This is a genomic window from Gordonia mangrovi, from assembly GCF_024734075.1.
GTDB classification, from domain to species: domain Bacteria; phylum Actinomycetota; class Actinomycetes; order Mycobacteriales; family Mycobacteriaceae; genus Gordonia; species Gordonia mangrovi.
Map to the genome: position 1 here is coordinate 1,978,794 of NZ_CP102850.1, position 17,484 is coordinate 1,996,277.

The 17,484-nt window shown below is 67.9% G+C and carries 18 protein-coding genes; 8 read left to right on the top strand and 10 right to left on the bottom strand.

Going from position 1 to position 17,484, the window contains the following annotated elements:
• The first annotated feature begins 24 nt into the window (after positions 1-24).
• From NWF22_RS09105 to NWF22_RS09115, 3 genes are all read left to right on the top strand, one after another.
• Complete coding sequence (locus NWF22_RS09105) at positions 25-942, top strand: alpha/beta hydrolase (RefSeq protein WP_160904627.1); 918 nt, start codon at positions 25-27, stop codon at positions 940-942.
• Between the two features lie 25 nt (positions 943-967).
• Complete coding sequence (locus NWF22_RS09110; RefSeq protein ID WP_160904626.1) at positions 968-1,273, top strand: EthD family reductase; 306 nt, start codon at positions 968-970, stop codon at positions 1,271-1,273.
• Positions 1,274-1,447: 174 nt separating this feature from the next.
• Positions 1,448-2,188 (top strand): FadR/GntR family transcriptional regulator, encoded by a 741-nt coding sequence (locus NWF22_RS09115; RefSeq protein ID WP_160904625.1) that lies wholly within the window; start codon positions 1,448-1,450, stop codon positions 2,186-2,188.
• A gap of 18 nt (positions 2,189-2,206) precedes the next feature.
• Here the strand turns inward: NWF22_RS09115 and NWF22_RS09120 are convergent, their stop codons facing one another.
• Together NWF22_RS09120 and NWF22_RS09125 are read right to left on the bottom strand one after the other, a co-directional pair.
• A complete protein-coding gene (locus NWF22_RS09120; RefSeq protein WP_160904624.1) occupies positions 2,207-2,596 on the bottom strand; it encodes a type II toxin-antitoxin system VapC family toxin in 390 nt (129 codons plus the stop codon).
• The gene (locus tag NWF22_RS09125; RefSeq protein WP_160904623.1) at positions 2,593-2,859 is read right to left on the bottom strand and encodes a type II toxin-antitoxin system Phd/YefM family antitoxin; all 267 of its coding nucleotides are present in this window, start codon (positions 2,857-2,859) and stop codon (positions 2,593-2,595) included. Before NWF22_RS09125 ends, NWF22_RS09120 begins: the two co-directional genes overlap by 4 nt.
• Positions 2,860-3,088: 229 nt before the next feature.
• Here NWF22_RS09125 and NWF22_RS09130 point away from each other — a divergent pair, with 229 nt between their 5' ends.
• Positions 3,089-6,355 (top strand): ATP-binding protein, encoded by a 3,267-nt coding sequence (locus NWF22_RS09130; RefSeq protein ID WP_160904635.1) that lies wholly within the window; start codon positions 3,089-3,091, stop codon positions 6,353-6,355.
• Here the strand turns inward: NWF22_RS09130 and NWF22_RS09135 are convergent.
• From NWF22_RS09135 to NWF22_RS09150, 4 genes are all read right to left on the bottom strand, one after another.
• Positions 6,348-6,815, bottom strand: coding sequence for an Rv2732c family membrane protein (locus NWF22_RS09135; protein ID WP_160904622.1), 468 nt, complete (start codon positions 6,813-6,815; stop codon positions 6,348-6,350). The genes NWF22_RS09130 and NWF22_RS09135 overlap by 8 nt on opposite strands.
• Positions 6,812-8,035: a Dyp-type peroxidase gene (locus NWF22_RS09140; RefSeq protein ID WP_258321366.1), complete on the bottom strand. Its 1,224-nt coding sequence runs from the start codon at positions 8,033-8,035 to the stop codon at positions 6,812-6,814. Before NWF22_RS09140 ends, NWF22_RS09135 begins: the two co-directional genes overlap by 4 nt.
• On the bottom strand, positions 8,028-8,630 hold the full coding sequence (locus tag NWF22_RS09145) for a copper chaperone PCu(A)C (RefSeq protein ID WP_160904621.1): 603 nt from the start codon (positions 8,628-8,630) through the stop codon (positions 8,028-8,030). Before NWF22_RS09145 ends, NWF22_RS09140 begins: the two co-directional genes overlap by 8 nt.
• Positions 8,631-8,759: 129 nt before the next feature.
• Positions 8,760-9,278 carry a hypothetical protein gene (locus NWF22_RS09150; RefSeq protein WP_160904620.1) on the bottom strand — a complete coding sequence of 173 codons (519 nt, stop codon included), beginning with the start codon at positions 9,276-9,278 and terminating at the stop codon, positions 8,760-8,762.
• A gap of 97 nt (positions 9,279-9,375) precedes the next feature.
• Here NWF22_RS09150 and NWF22_RS09155 point away from each other — a divergent pair, with 97 nt between their 5' ends.
• The 3 genes from NWF22_RS09155 (at position 9,376) to NWF22_RS09165 (ending at position 12,477) form a co-directional block, all read left to right on the top strand.
• A complete protein-coding gene (locus NWF22_RS09155) occupies positions 9,376-9,768 on the top strand; it encodes a hypothetical protein (RefSeq protein WP_160904619.1) in 393 nt (130 codons plus the stop codon).
• A 166-nt stretch (positions 9,769-9,934) separates the two neighbouring features.
• On the top strand, positions 9,935-10,789 hold the full coding sequence (locus NWF22_RS09160; RefSeq protein WP_160904618.1) for a DNA-3-methyladenine glycosylase family protein: 855 nt from the start codon (positions 9,935-9,937) through the stop codon (positions 10,787-10,789).
• Positions 10,790-11,211: 422 nt separating this feature from the next.
• Entirely contained in the window at positions 11,212-12,477 is a 1,266-nt protein-coding gene (locus NWF22_RS09165) for an IS701 family transposase (RefSeq protein WP_258321367.1), read from the top strand.
• 288 nt (positions 12,478-12,765) lie between these two features.
• Here the strand turns inward: NWF22_RS09165 and NWF22_RS09170 are convergent, their stop codons facing one another.
• Positions 12,766-14,010 (bottom strand): hypothetical protein, encoded by a 1,245-nt coding sequence (locus NWF22_RS09170; RefSeq protein ID WP_160904593.1) that lies wholly within the window; start codon positions 14,008-14,010, stop codon positions 12,766-12,768.
• Positions 14,011-14,431: 421 nt separating this feature from the next.
• Positions 14,432-14,899: a hypothetical protein gene (locus NWF22_RS09175; protein ID WP_160904592.1), complete on the bottom strand. Its 468-nt coding sequence runs from the start codon at positions 14,897-14,899 to the stop codon at positions 14,432-14,434.
• 157 nt (positions 14,900-15,056) lie between these two features.
• Here NWF22_RS09175 and NWF22_RS09180 point away from each other — a divergent pair, with 157 nt between their 5' ends.
• Complete coding sequence (locus tag NWF22_RS09180) at positions 15,057-15,452, top strand: hypothetical protein (RefSeq protein WP_258321368.1); 396 nt, start codon at positions 15,057-15,059, stop codon at positions 15,450-15,452.
• 18 nt (positions 15,453-15,470) lie between these two features.
• Here NWF22_RS09180 and NWF22_RS09185 read toward each other — a convergent pair whose 3' ends face one another.
• Together NWF22_RS09185 and NWF22_RS09190 are read right to left on the bottom strand one after the other, a co-directional pair.
• On the bottom strand, positions 15,471-17,036 hold the full coding sequence (locus NWF22_RS09185; protein ID WP_160904591.1) for an acyl--CoA ligase family protein: 1,566 nt from the start codon (positions 17,034-17,036) through the stop codon (positions 15,471-15,473).
• Between the two features lie 97 nt (positions 17,037-17,133).
• Entirely contained in the window at positions 17,134-17,463 is a 330-nt protein-coding gene (locus tag NWF22_RS09190) for a hypothetical protein (protein ID WP_160904590.1), read from the bottom strand.
• Positions 17,464-17,484: the final 21 nt, after the last annotated feature.

Sequence of the window (17,484 nt, forward strand, 5' to 3'; positions counted from 1 at the left end):
CCACCACAGATAAGGAACAACCTCATGGCACTGGACGAGGCAACATCGGCATTCCTGGCGCAATCTGCCGAAGCGGGCGCCAAACCGCTCTACGAGATGACCCCGGCCGAGGTCCGCGCGATGAACGACGGCTTCATCGAATTGATCGGACCCGGCCCGGACATGACCGAGGTCGAGGACGTCGACATCCCCACCGCCGACGGACAGTCCATCGGCGTGCGCGTGCTGACCCCGTCGGACAGTCCGGCCGGTGTGCTCATCTACTTCCACGGCGGCGGCTGGGTGGTGGGCACCCGCGACCAGTTCGACACGTTGGCCCGCAAGGTCGCCGCGGGTACAAACTGCATCGTGGTGCTGCCGGAGTACCGGCTGGCACCGGAGAACGTATATCCGGCAGCGGCCGACGACGCCTGGGACGTCACCCGGTGGACTGCTCAGCGGTTCCCCGACCGGCCGCTGCTGGTCGGCGGCGACAGCGCCGGCGGCAACCTGGCGGCCATCGTGTCGCAGCGGTCGGTACGCGAGGGCGGCCCGGACATCGGCCTGCAGGTGCTGATCTACCCTGTCACCGACAGCGACACCGACAACGCCACCTACCGCGATCCGGCCAATCAGCTGATGCTCGACGCCAAGTCGATGGTCTGGTTCTGGGATCTGTATGCACCCGATGCGGCCTCCCGCGCCAACTGGGACGCCTCCCCGCTGCAGGGCGATGTGACCGGGGTGGCACCGGCGGTGGTCCTGATCGCCGAACACGACGTGCTGCGCGCCGAGGGCGAGGCCTATGCCCAGAAACTCGCCGATGCCGGGATCCCCGTGCAGTCCAAGGTCTTCGAGGGACAGATGCACGGGTTCTTTCAGTTCGTGAACATCCTGCCCGGCTCCGACGATGGCATCGATTACGTCAACCAGGCCGTGACCGCGCATCTCGCCTCGAACTGATCACCGAGCACCCTGGGAGACAACGATGTTCCGCATCACCGTGAACTACCACCACCCCGAGGATCCCGAACACTTCCTCCACCACTATCGGACGGTGCACGCACCGCTGACCGCGAGCATGCCCGGCATCACGTCGTTCGAATGGGGTGTCTGCGAGATGCTCGACGGCTCAACGCCGGAGAACTTCGTGGTCGGTGTGTTGACGTTCCCGTCGAAGGAGGCGGCGATCGAGGCGCTCGGCTCCCCCGAGGGACAGAAGGGTAGCGCCGACCTCGCCAATTTCGCCTTCGCAGGGGCCACTATCAACATGCACGAGGTCACCGTCGCCTGAGCGGGTATCGGCAACGCGATTCCCATACCGGACATTCCCGCAAAGCACACCCCAATTCCTGGCAAACATATGTACCTTATGGATGACAGGAAACGCGGCTGTGGCAATCAGACGCGTACACCGAGGTTGGGGGGGACCAGTGGAGCGCAGGAGAACCGTCGTGGGTGGACAGACATGACCGCCGGGGGGAGATCACCCAAGGCCGCCGTCGTCGTGAGCCAGCGCATCATCCAGGAGGCTCACGACGCCGGCCTCGGTCCGGGAGATCTGCTGCCACCCGAGAAGGTGATGGTGGAGCGTTACCAGATCGGCCGGGGCACGCTGCGCGAGGCGTTGCGGCTGCTCGAATTCCAGGGCGTCATCGTGATGAAACCCGGACCGCGTGGCGGCCCGGTGCTCCAGACGCCGACGGCCTCATTCCTGTCAGGTGCCTTCGTGCTGCTGATGCAGTTGCAGAACGCGCCGCTGAAGTCGATCTTCGAGGCGCGCCTGGCGATCGAGCCGGTGATCACCCAGGTGGCGGCGACCAACATCACCGACACGAAACTCGACGAGATCGCGGCCAACATCGAGCAGATGCGGTCGTCGCTCAACGGCGACCGCTACGTCTTCCTCGAGGCGAACAAGCAGTTCCACGACATCGTCGCCTGGTCGACGGAGAATCCGCTGCTCGGGTATCTCGCCGACTCCCTGCTCGAGGTCACCAACAGCACCATCGTCGGCCTCGACTTCCCGCTCGCCCGCCGCAAGGCCACGCTGGCCGCGCACGATGCCATTTTCCAGGCGATGCAACGGCATGACGCCCCGGCATCGATGTCCGAGATGACCGAGCACATCGACGAGTACCTGCGCTATGCCGAGAAGAAGTTTCCGGACGTGATGAAGTCCGTGGTCCGCTGGGACCGCACCTTCTGAGCCCTGCCCCCTCGCCGATCAGCGCGGAGACAGCGCCCGCAAGCCGGCGCGACTGGCGCGGGCAGCGAGTTCATCGTCGTAGGTGAGGAAGTCGTCCGCACCTACCCGGATGGCGACCGCGAGATGGATGGCATCGTGCGACCGGAGCGGGGCGTACGTGCCCGCAGCGATCATGTCACCCCGAGTGAGGTCGATGAGGTCAATCGTTGCGAGGACAGCCGAAAGCGCCTCGGGACTCACCACGTCCGGGTATCGGCCGGCGGCACAGTGCAGTTCGGCGTGTAGCAGCCACGATGCGATCAGACGCCGAGCCGGGGCCGACGTCAGGGAACTCAGCAGCGGCTCACTCTCGGGCTCATCGACGATCAACTTCATCGCCGCAGAGGTGTCCACATAGGTGAGACTCACCAGTGGCCCCGGGTGTCGTCGAGGATCTGATCCGTCCTCAACGCACTTGCGGTGCGTTCGATGTCGCGGAGGTCGGCGACAGCGCGCGTGGCTCGTCGCACATGGCCCTGGTCGACGAGTTCCTCGAGTACGCGGCGTTCGAGCGGACTGATCACAGCCACCGGCCGCCCGTTGTTCGTGACGATGATCGACTCCCCCGCCTCCACGCGCCGGAGCAGCTCCGCGCTGCGGTTGCGCATCTCACGGTGAGTCACCGACTCCATGTCGCACAGCGTAGCACCGAGGTGATCGGCCTGCAGCGAGCCGCCGACAGACCCCCGAACCCGCCGACGGAACCCACGATGTCGCCGACAGAACCCCGGAGTTCGCCGAGAGAATCGGACAGTCGTCCCCCAGACGGATGAACCCCACGCAATACGCACGTCGCGGCGATAATCTTCCGTGAGGGCGGCGGATCGCGCGCCGCGTCGCCGAGGAGCGTGAACGGTGTCGATGGACGTCGAGGCGGGTCCCGCCGTGTCGCTCACCCTGTCCGGGACCGTCCGCGTCGACGTCGGCGGGCGGCCGGCCGAGATCAAATCGCGGCGTGGACGTGCGGTGCTGGCGCGCCTCGCCGCCGCCGATGGCCGGGTGGTCTCCACCGATCGACTCATCGAGGACCTCTGGGACGGCGAGCCGCCGCCCAAAGCTCTCGCCGGTCTGCAGGTGCACATCTCCAACCTGCGACGCATCCTCGAACCGCAGCGGGCGCCGCGCACCCCGGCGCGGATCCTGGTGAGCGAGCCTCCCGGCTACGCATTGCGACTACCCCGAGATGCGGTGGACCTGTGGCGCTTCGCCGATCTGGCCGCCACCGCCGACCCGGACCCGGCCGGACGCTATGCCCGCCTCGGCGAGGCGCAATCGCTCTGGCGCGGCGACCCGTTCGGTCCGCATGCCGCCGACGAGTGGGCCGGACCCGAGGTGGCGCGCCTCGGCGAGCTGTGGTTGCACAGCGTCGAGCAGCGTGCTGCCGCCGCACTCGATCTGGGCCGGCCGACCGAGGTGGTCGCCGAACTGCCCGCGCTGTGCGAGGCCCATTCCACCCGCGAGGAGCTGTTCGGACTCCTGGCCCTTGCGCAGTACCGGCTGGGGCGTCAGGCCGATGCGCTGCGCACCCTGCGGACGCTGCGCGAGTTCCTCGCCGACGAACTCGGGGTGGACCCGTCGGCCAAGATCCGCACTCTCGAATCGGACATCCTGCAACAGCATCCCGCGCTCGATGCACCCACCGCGACACGGGCTCCCGAGACCCCGCCGGCCACCGTCGCCGCCCCACCCGAGGTGGACCGCACCGCCGATCCGGAACACCGGGAGTTCGCCGGGCGGGAATCCGAACTCGAGAAACTCGCCGAGCACGCAGAGACCTCCCGGCGCACCGGATTGCGGATCGTGTGGATCACCGCGGAGGCCGGCGGTGGCAAAACCACCCTGGCACGGACGTTCGGGCACCGCCTGCGTGCGGCGGGGTGGGTGGTCTCCACCGGTCACTGCCCGGAGGTCGACGGCGCGCCGACCGCGTGGGCGTGGCGCGAGGTGGTTGCGGAACTGGCCGGCGACAACGAGATCGAGGACCCGTTCCTGATCGCCCGCCAGGTTCGTGGTGCCTGCGAGTCCCGCACCGCCGAGGGTCACGGGGTGGCCCTGATCATCGACGACGCCCATCGCGCCGACAGCGCCACCCTGCAGGTGTTGCGCCAGCTGGTGGCCTGGCTCACCGATCGGCCGGTGCTGATCGTCGCGACCTACCGACCGTCGGAGGCGGGAACCGAATTGCTGGCCACCGCAGCCGCATTGGTCTCCGCGACCGCCGACCACCTCGCCCTCGCGGGACTGTCCGACGACGGTATCCGGGCGCTCGCCGCCGACGCCGGCCTCGACCCGATCGACGACGCGACGGTGGCGCTACTGCGCTCCCGCACCGACGGAAACCCGCTCTTCGTCCGCGAATTGGCGAAACTCGTCGCCTCCCGGGGCGCCCGCGACGCCCAGACCGTGGTGCCCAGCGGCGTGCGAGAGGTGCTGCTGCGGCGGGTGGAGCGACTGCCCGACGAGACCGTCACCATGCTCCGACTTGCCGCGGTGTGCGGGCGCGAATCCGACGTCGACACGATCATCGGGCTCTGGCCCGACGAGAACGCCGAGGACTCCGTGCTCGACGCCATCGACTCCGCGGTGGTGGCCGGGCTGCTCACCACCGACGCCGACCAGGCGCGGTTCACCCACGTCCTCATGCGCGACGCCGTCTACGACGCCATCCCCACGTTGCGCCGCCGCCGGCTGCACTGGCGGACCATGCAGTTGCTGGCCGACCGCAATCCGGCGGTCACCGACGAGCTGGCGGTCCACGCGGCGCTCGGAGCATCGAGCAACACCGTCGCCGATGCCTTACCGATCGTCGAAGAAGCTGCCCGTCATCGTTTCTCGACCGAGTTCGCCGCCGACTCCGCCCCGCTGTGGCAGCACGCGGTGGATCTGCACGACCTGGCCGGCCACAGCCGATCCACCGCATCAACCGACGATCGGGTGCGGATGGTCCACGCACTATGTGACCTGGTGACCGCGTTGGCTCATCGTGGCGACATCTCGGCCGCCCGGGTACGACGCGAACAAGCCTTGCGACTGGCCCGGACCGTCGACGATCCGGCGCTGGTGGTGGCCGCGTTGACGTGCTGGCGGACCCCGGGGATCTGGTCCACCCGCACCAAGGGCGTCGCCGACGAGGTCATGACGACTGCCGTGCTCGACGCCCTGGGCACCGCCACGGGTATCGATCGGGTGCGCCTGCTGATCAGCGCCGTCTTCGAGTTCGAGGGTTTCGACGACGCGTTCGCCATCGAGTGCGCCGAGGAGGCGCTGCGGCTGGCGCGGGAGACCGACGACGTCGATCTGCGGTGCGCCGCCTTCAACGCCCGCGTCTTCACCGCGCTGGGTCCGGACAGCCGCGATCGGTACCCGGCGCTGGCCACCGAGTTCCTCGAGTTGACCCAGGAGTCCGGCAGCCGCGGGTATGAGGCGGCGGCCCGCTTCTATCTGTTCCTGCTGCGGATGTCGCAGATCGACCTGCCCGGCGCGGTCGCGCAGATGCGCGCCGGCATGGAATGCGCCACCAGCGGACGGGTGGGCGAGCTGGTGGTGGTGCTCTCCGCGTTCAATGCCGTCACCGATGTGCTGCGAGGTGAACTTGATTCCGCTGCAGGTAAATACACCGCTCTGAGCGCTCAGTTGCGGGCGGCCGGGATGCCCGCGGGCAACGAGTTCGACCTCATCGGACAACTGTGCGTCGGCTGGTTTCGTGGCTCGATCGGACATCTCGTCGAGGAGGTGGGCACCATCTTCGAGCGCTCTCCCCACGCGGTGGGGTGGGTCTACGTGGACGCACTCATCGATGCCGGCCGGGTGGATGAGGCCCGCGCGATCGCCGACACCGACCCGTACACCAGCCGCGACTACTACTGGACGTCCATGGAGGCCTTCCATGCCCGCGCATTGGTGAAGCTCGGCATGGTCGACGAGGCGGCCCGGCTCTACCAGATCTTGATCGAATGGTCGGGCACCATCGCGGGCCTCAACGCCGCGAGCGTCTCGTTCGGCCCGATGGACGTCGTGTTGGCCGAACTCGCCGATCTGATCGGCGATCATGATGGGGCCGAACGGCATCGGCAGATCGCGGTGGCGGTCGAGGAGAAGGTGCGGCGCGGTCTGACGGCGATCAGCTAGCCGGTGCGCTCGGGTCTCGATCGGTCATCGGTCGACTGGTCACCACCGCCGCCCACAACGCGGTGCTCACGATCGTCGCGATCCAGCCGGCGAGGTGGATCGGTGAGACGGCGGGCGCGGGTTCGGGCAGGGTGTTCTGCGACCAGAGTGCGAACAGTCCGAACGCCGAGGTGAATCCGCCGACGCCGAACGCGCACGCCGCCAGTCCCCACCGCCGGGTACACAATGCCGCCGCCGACAAGGCCGCGACCGCGAGCACCAGCAGGGTGTCGGCACGCATGAGGATCGAGGCGTCCGACCCGCCACCCCACAGGGTCAGCGGCAGGGCCGACGAGGTGGCCGCCACGACGGCGGTCACCCACAGACCACGTCGTCGCCGACCGCCGGGACGTACCTCGCGGGTCAGGCGCCGTTCGATGCCCGCGAGCTCGCGGTGGTAGTCGGCAAAGACATCCTTCATCGCGCACCTCCCACCAACTGTTCGCCGATATATCCACCTTCCCGCACACCCGGCGGTATTGCGAATACCGCAGATCCGACAGGGGTGGTCCACTCGTTGAGCGCGTCGGCCTCGGCGAGACGCTGCTGCACCGGCAGGAACTGCTCGTCGATGTCGCGTTGGTAGGCGGTGAAGATGAGGCCGGCATCGCTCACCGCGCCGGGCGCGGGCGGGTCGTCGTAGTTGTAGGCGCGGCGCAGGAACTGTTCGCGCGCGGTGCGGTGGTGCGCCCGCGCGATGTGCGCGTTCTCCGGGATCACCGTGATGCCGTTCTTCGTGGCACCGAAATCCGGTTGGTCGTGTTCGTCCTGCCCGGTCAACGGCGCACCGGTGTCCTGGCGACGCCCGATGGACAGGTTCCGTCCGTGGGTGTCGAGTTCGTCCCACGTGTCGAGCTCCATCCGGATCCGACGCAGCACCAGCGTGGTGCCGCCGGCGAACCACGGCTGTCCGGCACCCGCATCCCACACCAGGTCGTCGATCTCCGCGCCCGGGGCGGGATTGACCGTGCCGTCGACGCTGCCCATGAGGTTGCGCATCGTCGCACCGTCGTCGGCTGTGCCGCGCGCGGTGCGGAAACCGCGTTGGGTCCAGCGGATCGTCGTCATCGACCGCACGTTCTTCAGCAGCACCCGCGACGCGTGGGCGAGGGTCATCGGGTCGTCACAGCCGAGGTGCAACAGCAGGTCGCCGCCGCTCCACTGCGGCTCGAGCCGATCGATCGTGAACGACGGTAGGTCGCGCACCGACGGCGGCCGGGCTTCGGCCAGCCCGATCCGGTCGAACAGCGACGGCCCGAAGCCGACCGTCACCGTCAACCGTGCCGGGGCGGCGGCGAGTTCGGGTTCGGTGTCGGCCAGCGCCGGACGACCCGCGGTGAGCCGTGCCGCGTCGGCCGTCCACAACCGCAGGATCGAGATCAGTTCGTCGCGTCCGGCGTCGGGGCGCAGATCGAGCGCCACGAACTGGGCGTGGGCCTGCGGCGGGGTGTCCACCCCGGCCTGGTGGGCGCCGTAGAACGCGATCGTGTCGCCGCCGAAAGTCGTGGGCTGCGTGGCTGCTCCGACGGCCATCGAGGTGGCCGCCGCACCGACGCCGGCAGCGCCGAGCGCGGCGGCGCCTCCGGTGAGGAGACGCCGCCGACTGACGCCGGCACCGGGTCGGTGTGGCCGGTCAGGCACCGGATTCACTGGTCATCGGCATGTCACCGCCATGGCCTGGGGCGTACTCCTCGTCGGCGCCCGGGAAGTCGCGGGCCTGCGCGGTGAAGCCGGCCGTCGACCCGTCGGACATGGTGAGCTCGACGGTGATGTCCTGGCCGGGCGTGATCGGCGCCGGCAGGTCGAACAGCATCAGGTGATCGCCGCCGGGCGCCAACGTGAGTGTGCTGTCGGCGGGGATGACGAATCCGCCGTCCTTCTCCTGCATCGTCATCGCACCGGCCGAATCGGCCACCACCTCGTGGAGTTCCATCCGACCGGCCGCCGGCGACGATGCCGACACGACCTGCAGGTCATCGGAGCTGTCGTTGACGAGATCACCGAAGACGGCGGTCATCTCCCCCTGCGGCACCGCCTTGACCCACTGGTCGCTGACGGTCAGTGACTGGGCGGCGGTCGTGTCGGAGTCGTCGGAGCAGCCGGCCAGTAGCGCCAGACCGAGCAGCGCGGCGAGCACGGCGACGGGCGCACCGGCCCGCCTCGACCGGCGTCGGGCGACTGTGCGGGGACGGGGCGGCGCCAGGTGTGCGGAGTTGGTGGTGATGGTGTCGGACATGGGGTATGGGCCCTTTCAGGCAGGAAGAACTGCGATGGATGGCGCCCGCGGCACGCGCGGCTGTCGACGTACACCGATACGGGTGCCGTCGCTCACGCGGCCGGTAGAAGGCGCGCGGAAGGTCAGTGGTCAGGCAGCGCAGAACTGCGGAGGGCCGCGGGTACCCCGGCCCGAGGCAAGAGACAACAGTGTCGGAGCGCAACCGGCCGCATGGGTGACCGGCCGCCGGGCCGGCGCCGCATCGGATGCCGACACGGCCAGCAGACGCAACACCCGGCGGATGGAGGTCAGCAGCACGCGGATCAGGTGCTCGGCGCACCACAGCCCGAGGCCGACCAGCACGGCGACGCCCAAGTGGCCGGCCGCCATCGCCGCCGACGGAACATGAACATGTCCCGAGCCGACCGACAGCAACAGGTGCAGGGCGCCCTGGCCGACGACGAGCTGGCCGATCAGCCTCCGCAGGGTGGTGCCGCGCGCTGCGGACATCAGCCCGATCCCGGCACAGCCGGCGAGCACGAGGACGAGCATGCCGGTCGAGGGCAGCATTCCGCCGGCCAGACTGTGCGCCGGGACCGCCGCCGCACCTGCCACGATGCCCACACCGGCGCCACGCAGGCGGGCGGCGAATGCGGGCACGTTGGACATTCTTCGGAGTCTACCGGGGTGGTTCGAGCGCCCGGAGGCCGCTATGACCTGCATCGTTCGGCGCCTGGTGCGCTGCTGCGGCCTCTACTCTGGAGGCATGGTGCCGACGTCACAGCCCGCCACCGAGATCACCGCAACCTTCCTCACGGGGTTCGCCGTCTTCCAGACGGCGCTCGCTGCCGGCGCCCCGTGGGGCGCGGCCAGTTATGGCGGCGGACACGCCGGCCGGCTGCCCATGGGGTTGCGGCGCCTCAGTGGTGTGGCCGCGGTTGTGTACACGGCCGGAGCGGGTGCGCTCGTGGCACGGCTCGGAGATCCCGGGGTTCGACGACGAGCACTGACCGGCCTGACCGGGGTGATGGCGGCCGGCACGGTGATGAACACGGTGTCGCGTTCGCCGGTCGAACGCGTCTGGGGTCCGGTGTGCGCAGCGACCGCGGTGGCGGCCTGGCGGGCCCGCAGCGAACAGGTCACTTCTCGGATGGCGTGAACTTCCCAAACGACGCCGGCATGCAGTGCCGCGGCGAGCTCGATCGCCGCGAGTCGGTACGGAGAACGCCGGTCGTCGACCGCCCGTGCGGACCGCGCCGACCCGCTACGACGTGGCTTGTCGCGTCGTATCCTCGAAGGATCTGTTCTCGGCAGATCGGATCGCGATGACGACGAAGACCGTCCGGCATGACGTCTTGGGTCCGTGGTCGTTGGCGACCAGCCAGGACTTCTGGGAGGGATTCGCTCCCGCCGCGCTCCGCGGACAGCGTCTGGGCACACTGACCACAGTCTTCCGGGTGGACGCGGACTGGTCTGTCGCGGAGCTGACGCTGATCCAGCAGGACACGGTCGCCGACGTGACCGTCACCGGCGAGGGAGACCTCGAGGCCGCTGTGGCCCAGGCGATGCAGTTCCTCGCACTCGACGTCGACGCCCGGGAATGGCCGGAGATCGGGCATCGCGACGAGGTCATCGCAGAGGCACAACACGAGTTGCCGGGCCTGCGGCCGTGCGGATTCCACTCCGCCTACGAGGCAGCGGCCTGGTCGGTGCTGTCGCAGCGGGTGCGGATAACGCAGGCCGCACATCTCCGACAACGCCTCATCGCCGACCACGGCGACGGCGGTGCGTTCCCGTCCCCGGAGACGGTGCTGCGCCTCGACCTGGACCTTCCGGGTCGGAAGGCCGAGTATCTGCACGCGATCGCTGCCGCCGCGCTCGACGGTGTGCTCGACACCGCCGAGCTGCGCGCGATGACCCCCGACGAAGCAATGACTCGCGTGCAGTCGATCACCGGGGTCGGACCGTTTGCCGCCGAGCTGATCGTGTTGCGCGGCGCCAACTCCCCCGACGCCATACCGACCCACGAACGCCGACTGGAGGCCGCGGTCGCCGAACGCTACGGGACCGAGCGGTCGCTGACCGAGGTCGCCGAGGCGTGGCGACCGTTCCGGACGTGGGCGTCGGTGTACCTGCGGGCGTTGGGGGAGCGGCGGTCTTCCGGCACAGAGCAGGGCTGACGTCAGATGGACAACGTCACGGCACAAGGACGAAGAACCCGACCCCATAGCCTTGCCGCGCACGAACCGGCGAATTCTTCGTATACGGAATGACTCCGAATTGGACCAATCCTGAGCCCGTGACGATGTCACGGCTCACGCTCACTCCCCGGCGCGGACCAAACGTGGCAGCAAAGAAGTGCTCCTCGTTGAATGCTATCGCGCTGATGTGACTCGTGCCGATCACAACGGTGCATCGCGGATTCTTCTTCCACCCCGTGCCGGAGCCGGTAAACCCGAAGGAGGTCACAGTGACTCGAACGACTCCGCGTTTGCCCTTCGGCGCAGTGAGTCGGGCATTCAGCGTCCCGTGGCAATAGTAGGACTTTGTTAGGTCGGTGTGTCGCAACGGATTTCGCTGGTGCGGCTGGGATAATCGTGAGGTGGATGACAGGGAGTTGCGGCGGGTCGAGACGGAGCTGGATTCGTTTGTCAATCAAGTGTTCTCATCGTTGCTCCGTAAGGATCGGCGGGCTGTCGCGGGCTTGTATCTACGTGGCGTGATGCTCGATGGTCGACGCAAATCGATGCAGCCGATGGCGCAGCGATTGCGGGTGGATCATCAACGGCTACAGCAGTTCGTCACCACCTCGCCGTGGGATGTGGGTCCGGTGCGGCGAACACTGTCTCGCAAAGCGTGCGATCTGATCAGCCCGGATGCGTGGGTTGTTGATGACACCGGGTTCGCCAAAGACGGGCCGGCATCGGCGTGTGTGGCTCGCCAATACTCGGGCACCCTCGGCAAGGTCGGCAATTGCCAGATCGCCGTCAGCGTGCACGCCGCGACCGACATTGCCTCAGCTCCGCTGGATTGGCGACTATTCGTACCTGAGAGCTGGGACGATACCGGCGAGGACCTCGATGACTCCAGTCGGGCAGCGATCAGCCAGGCACGCCGCCGCTGCGCGATCCCGTCGGCCGAGCAGCACCGCCGCAAGTGGGAGATGGCCGTGGAGATGATCGATGAACTCATCGACTGGGGACGCATCCCACCGGTGGTCGTCGGTGACGCCGGCTACGGCGACGCCACCGAGTTTCGGCGCGCCCTGACCGACCGCGGCATCGACTACGTGCTGGCGGTCAAATCCGCCACCACCGCCCATACTGGCGATGCGGTACCGGTCACCACGGCGCCCACAGGCCGCCGAGGCCGTCCGGCCGGACCCCGATACCCCGACCCACCGGCGTCCTGCAAAGAACTCGTGATAGCCGCCGGCCGTGCCGCGGCCACCGAAATCACCTGGCGCCAGCCCACCAACCCCGACCCAACTGCTCATGCCACGGTGATGCGCTCACGCTTTGTCACCCTGCGTATCCGACCTGCCAACCGCGATATCCCCCGAGCCGCCGACGGCAGTCTGCCCGTACTCTGGCTCATCGCCGAATGGCCCAGCGGCAAAGCGGAACCCACCGACTACTGGATGTCCACCCTGCCACCCGACACACCCGCCAGCACCCTCGTACGCCTGGCCAAACTCCGCTGGCGCATCGAACACGACTACCGCGAACTCAAAACCGGACTCGGCCTCGACCACTTCGAAGGCCGCACCTGGCTCGGCTGGCACCACCACGCCACACTGGTCACCGCCGCCCACCTCTTCCTGACCACCCTGCGGCTGACCCACCCAAAAGCCTCTGGGCAGGCCTGACCCTCTACGGCGTACTGCGCGAAATCCAACGCGCACTGGCCCATTGGATCGGCACCTGCCCGCTCTGCCACCACACCTTTCCAACCTAACAAAGTCCTAATAGTCGTGGTCACCGAAAGTGCCGAAATTGTCACTCCCGAGAACGGGTCCCGCTGGCGGCGCCGACTGCGCACTTCCAGTCCCGACAATAGTCAGCGTCGCTGTCACCGCGGCAACGATCAGCGCCACAAGCCTCTTTCGCAATGCGATTACCTCATCTGTCGTCTGTGCTGGCGGTCTCGAGAAGTGCTACTTTGCAACGATTTCTTGGGGCCAGGCAACCTGAAGTCCAGGAATCGACTTCGCCGCGCTCTCACCTTGCTGCTTGGTACCCTGCTGGACCTGGTCCATCGCCCGCGGTCCACTTCCTCCGAGTAGCCCGTACGGAGCAATCGCCTGCTCCGCAGACCAGTTGAAGTCGAACCCTGCGATCGATGCGTCGACATCGCCACGCCTATTGACGACGTAGTCCACCGTCGGCAGGCCGGCCTTCTGCGCGTCTTCACGCGACAGCTTCAGCTCGAACTGGTTGGCGTCCGGATTGGGTAGCGGCTTGGCTTCCGGATCGCCCGGCTTCCACGGTTCGTCCGGGTTGGCTCCGGGGTCGCCGGCGCCGAGGGTGTATGCGATTGCGCCGCCAGCTGTTCCGCCAATCGCAGCACCGACCGCGGCGCCGGCAGCTCCGACTCCAATGCCGCCGACGACGGCACCAATGCCTGCTCCGATCGCGGCACCCGGACCGACAAGAGGCCCCGGGGCCGGCCAGGTCATGGCAGCGCCGACGATCGCGCCCACCCCGGCACCGATGAGCGCTCCACCCGCGACTCCCACCGCAGCAGACGGAATCCCAAGTGCGATCGCGCCAGCAGTTCCGCCGGTCATCACACCGATGATCGTCGATGCGGCCTGCCGAGACGCCTCGTCTTCAGGCACACCCACCGAGATCAGACCCTGCGCGATCTTCGCCTCACCATAGGCCGACCACGCGTTGATGGAGTTGACGTCCCTCTCCGACATGCCTTCCGGGATGTCGGTGATGAAGTTGCCGACGCGGATCTTCTCCGGCGGCGGCGCGATTGGCCGCACCGGCGCAACGGGTTTCGGTGCAGTCAGCGGACGTTGCGGCACCGGGTCGTAGGACTCTTCGTACGTCGGCGCGGTGTAGGTGCTCGGCTGGACGTACGGCTGGTAGGGCGCTTCCTGCGGAGGCGCCGGGATCGTGCCCGGTCCGGGCACCACGACCGGAGCAACCTCCGGGGTCGGCGTGGTGCCACCCTGCTGCGGTGCGGCCTGCTCCGGAGTGGTCCCGCCCTGCTGCGGTGCGGTGTCACTCGGGCTGGTGCCGCCCTGGTGCGGGACCGCCTGCGCCATGCCGGCGCCGAAGCCGACCGCGATCGAGGCCGCCACGGCCGCCGAGGTCAGGCCCATCATCACCGGCGTGCGTCGTTCACCGTTCTCGCGACGGCCCTGTGTGCGCTTTGATGGTTCGCCCATCGATACAACTCCCCTGTCATCCAGAACCCTCCCCCGAGCGCCTGGTCGTGCTGATTTCGTGCTGCGGTTGTCCGCTGAGCTAGCGCTGGTGGTAGCCCAAACAACCCGCCGACGGCTGCCCGGATCGGGCCACCTGGCCGGACGGCGCAGCTGAGAACATCAGCATCGAAGTAGACCGCCGGCGTCGTTCCCACGGAACGCGCCGACCTTCCCCCGACAGCAGCATCACAACGCTCACCCCGACAAAGCTTTGCCGCGACGTCCACCGATGCACCAACATGGATCGGTGGCGTAGCGTCTCGGATTCTGACATGGGCGAGGTGGATGCACCGAATCGAGAGCGCCCGACAAGGCGCTGACGAAAGCAGATTCATTCATTCGGTTGACTCACTGACCTTTGCCGCACCAAGACGGCCCGAGGTCAGTTGATCGTCCTGCGCACCACGACCGCGGTGTCGTCGTCGAGCACGGCAGCGGTGCACGCGAAGGTGTTCGTCGGGCCGTACGCAGCCCCGCTCGATCGGTACCCGGGGATCGTGACGCTGCCGGTCATCGCCCACGCCACCTCGATGGTGTCGACGCTGTGACCGGCGCCGGTCACGATCGCGCGGTCGTCGTCGGTGAGCCCGACCGGCCGTGTCGCCACGTCGCTGAACTGGGCGCCCTCCCCGGTGGCCGCGTCGCCGCCGACAGCGTCGAACGTCGCCTCGATCTCGGAGCGCAGCGCATCGGTACATGCCGCAGTCGCGACGCCTTCGCTGGTCTGCCGCCCCTGCATCGTCAGATAACCCTGCCAGATGACGACGACGAGTATCACCGTCACGACCAGCCCGATGCCGGCGCGTAGCGGTGTCAGCTCACGCCGGACGCCCGCCCATCGATCCTGCATGCGCTGTTGATACCACGTCGGGCAAGCCACGGGAGACGACTTCGTGGCCGTCGTCAACTGCGAAAGCAGTCCAGAACATGGGCAACATGGAGTGTTCTACGCCGGGAACCGACTCGGCTCGTTTGCGCCGCAACGGGTTCGATAGAGTCCACCACTTGTGAACATCAATCGAATCATCGCGGGCGCCTTGATCGGTGGGGCCGCGGTCGTGGGAGTCAGCGTCGGAGCCGGATCGGCGGAGGCCAAGATCGATCCAGGACAGTACAAGATGCAGTCGCGCGTCTATGGGTTCATCCCATATCCCGACACCAACGTCAAGGTCGTCGGAAACCGGATGTATCAGGATTTCTACGGCGTCGGTCCGTCGAATGCCTCGACTTTCGAAATCGACCAGACGCCGCGCGGCGGCATCACGTCGAACTTCACCACGCACCCACTGATGCAGTGGTATGCACGCACCGAGTGGTCGAAGACCAAGTCGGGTTACCGTGGGACGAACTACGTTCTCGGCGGCATCCCGGTCGCCGACTACACCCTCAAGAAGACTCGCTAAGAGTTTGTCCCCCGAAGTCTAGTCGCCCCGCCGCCCCCGCAGCACGTTCTTCTGAATCTTGCCCGTCGACGTCTTCGGCAGGTCGGCGAACACGATCTGTTTGGGAACCTTGAAGCGCGCCAGACGTTCTCGGGCGAAGGCGACGAGGTCGTCGGTCCCCAGGTCCGCGCCCCGACGCACCGTCACATAGGCGACCGGCACTTCACCCCACCGATCGTCGGCGCGCGCCACCACGGCCGACTCGACGACGTCGGGATGACTGTCCAGCACGCGTTCCACCTCCACCGACGCGATGTTCTCACCGCCGGAGATGATCACATCCTTGCTGCGGTCACGGATCTCGGCGTAGCCGTCGGGGTGCATCACCGCGACGTCGCCGGTACGCAGCCAGCCGTCGACGGTGGCCGCGGCGGTGGCGTCGGGGTCCCGGTAGTAGCCGAGCATCACGTTGTTGCCGCGGGCCACCAACTCGCCCTCGGTGGCAGCGTCGGCCGGGACGTCAGCACCGTTGGGGGTCACCACCCGCAGCAACCCGGCGGAGATGTTGCCGATCCCCTGTCGGGCCTTGAGGATTGCGCGTTCGGTCGGATCGCCCGCATCCCATTCGGGTTGCCACTGATTGACGGCGATCGGGCCGAACGTCTCCGTCAGTCCGTACAGGTGGGTGACCTCGATACCGAGGTCGGCCATCCGCGCCAACAACGACGGTGAGGGTGGTGCGCCTCCGGTCGCGGCCTGCACGGTGTGCTCGAGCGGCGCGGCGGCCGGGTCCTCGGCGATCATCGTCAGCACCGTCGGCGCGGCGCTGAAGTGGGTGATGCCGTCGGAGGTGAGATGATGCCAGATCTGCGCGGTGTCGATGGCGCGCAGGCACACGTGGGTGGCGCCGGCCGCGGTGAGTGCCCACGTGAAACACCAACCATCGCAATGGAACATCGGCAGCGTCCACAGGTAGTTCGAGCCCGGTCCGACACCGGAGTGATACGCCATCGCCAGCGACTGCAGGTAGGCGCCCCGATGGTGGTACATCACGCCTTTGGGCCGCCCGGTGGTGCCCGAGGTGTAGTTGATGGCGAGCAGACCACGTTCGTCGACATCACGCCATTCCGGCGCCGAATCCGTGCTCAACAACGACTCGTACTCGTCGTCGGCACCACCGGCGATCACCACCCGGATACCGACGGCTTCGGCGACCGACCGCGCCGTGTCCGCGAACTCGTGTGTCGCCACCAGCAGTCGCGCGCCGCTGTGGTCGAGAATGTAGGCCAGCTCGGCCTCGGAGAGTCGAATGTTCAACGGCACCAACACCGCTGCGGACCCCGGCACCGCGTTGTGCAGTTCCAGCATCACGTGACTGTTGGCGCACAATGCCGCGACGCGGTCACCCGGCTGGATGCCGAGGTCGGCCAGCGCCGCGGTCAGCTGCGCTGCCCGTCGATGGAACTCGGCGTAGGTGAAGGTGCGGTCACCGTCGATGATGGCGGTGCGCTCGGCGAACACGGCGGCCGCGCGCGACAGGAACGTCACGGGCGTGAGCGGAGCGAACGTGAAGTCGGCGGGTGTTGCCGCGGGTTGGTCCGTCATCGGTGATCGGCTCCTTGTCGCGCGTGATTCGTTCCCCGGGTATGGCTTCCTCCCCCCGCGGCCGCCGGAGGACGAAACAACACCCGGCGGAGGAACTCTACGATGAGGCGGTCGGCGCGAGGTAGGTTCGCGAGATGGTCGGCCAGTTCGCTATCGCCTTCTTGGCGGGGGAGGCAACGGGGGCGGGCATCGGGCGTTGAACCGCTGTCGGCGTTGGTGGTGTGTGCAGCGTGGGCGCCACGACCAACTGATCATCCGCGACGGACGATGCCTCCGTTGCCGTGTGCACCAATGCCCGCACCTCGTCGGCGGTCTTCTCCAGTCGCGCGATCCGCGTGCGCAGGTCGGTGTCGACGCGGGTGAACTCCGACTGCAGTCGGGCCACGTCGGCTTCGAGGCGTCTGGTCGCGTCGCGCTTCTTGCTCATCGGTCGGGCCACCCTTCAGCT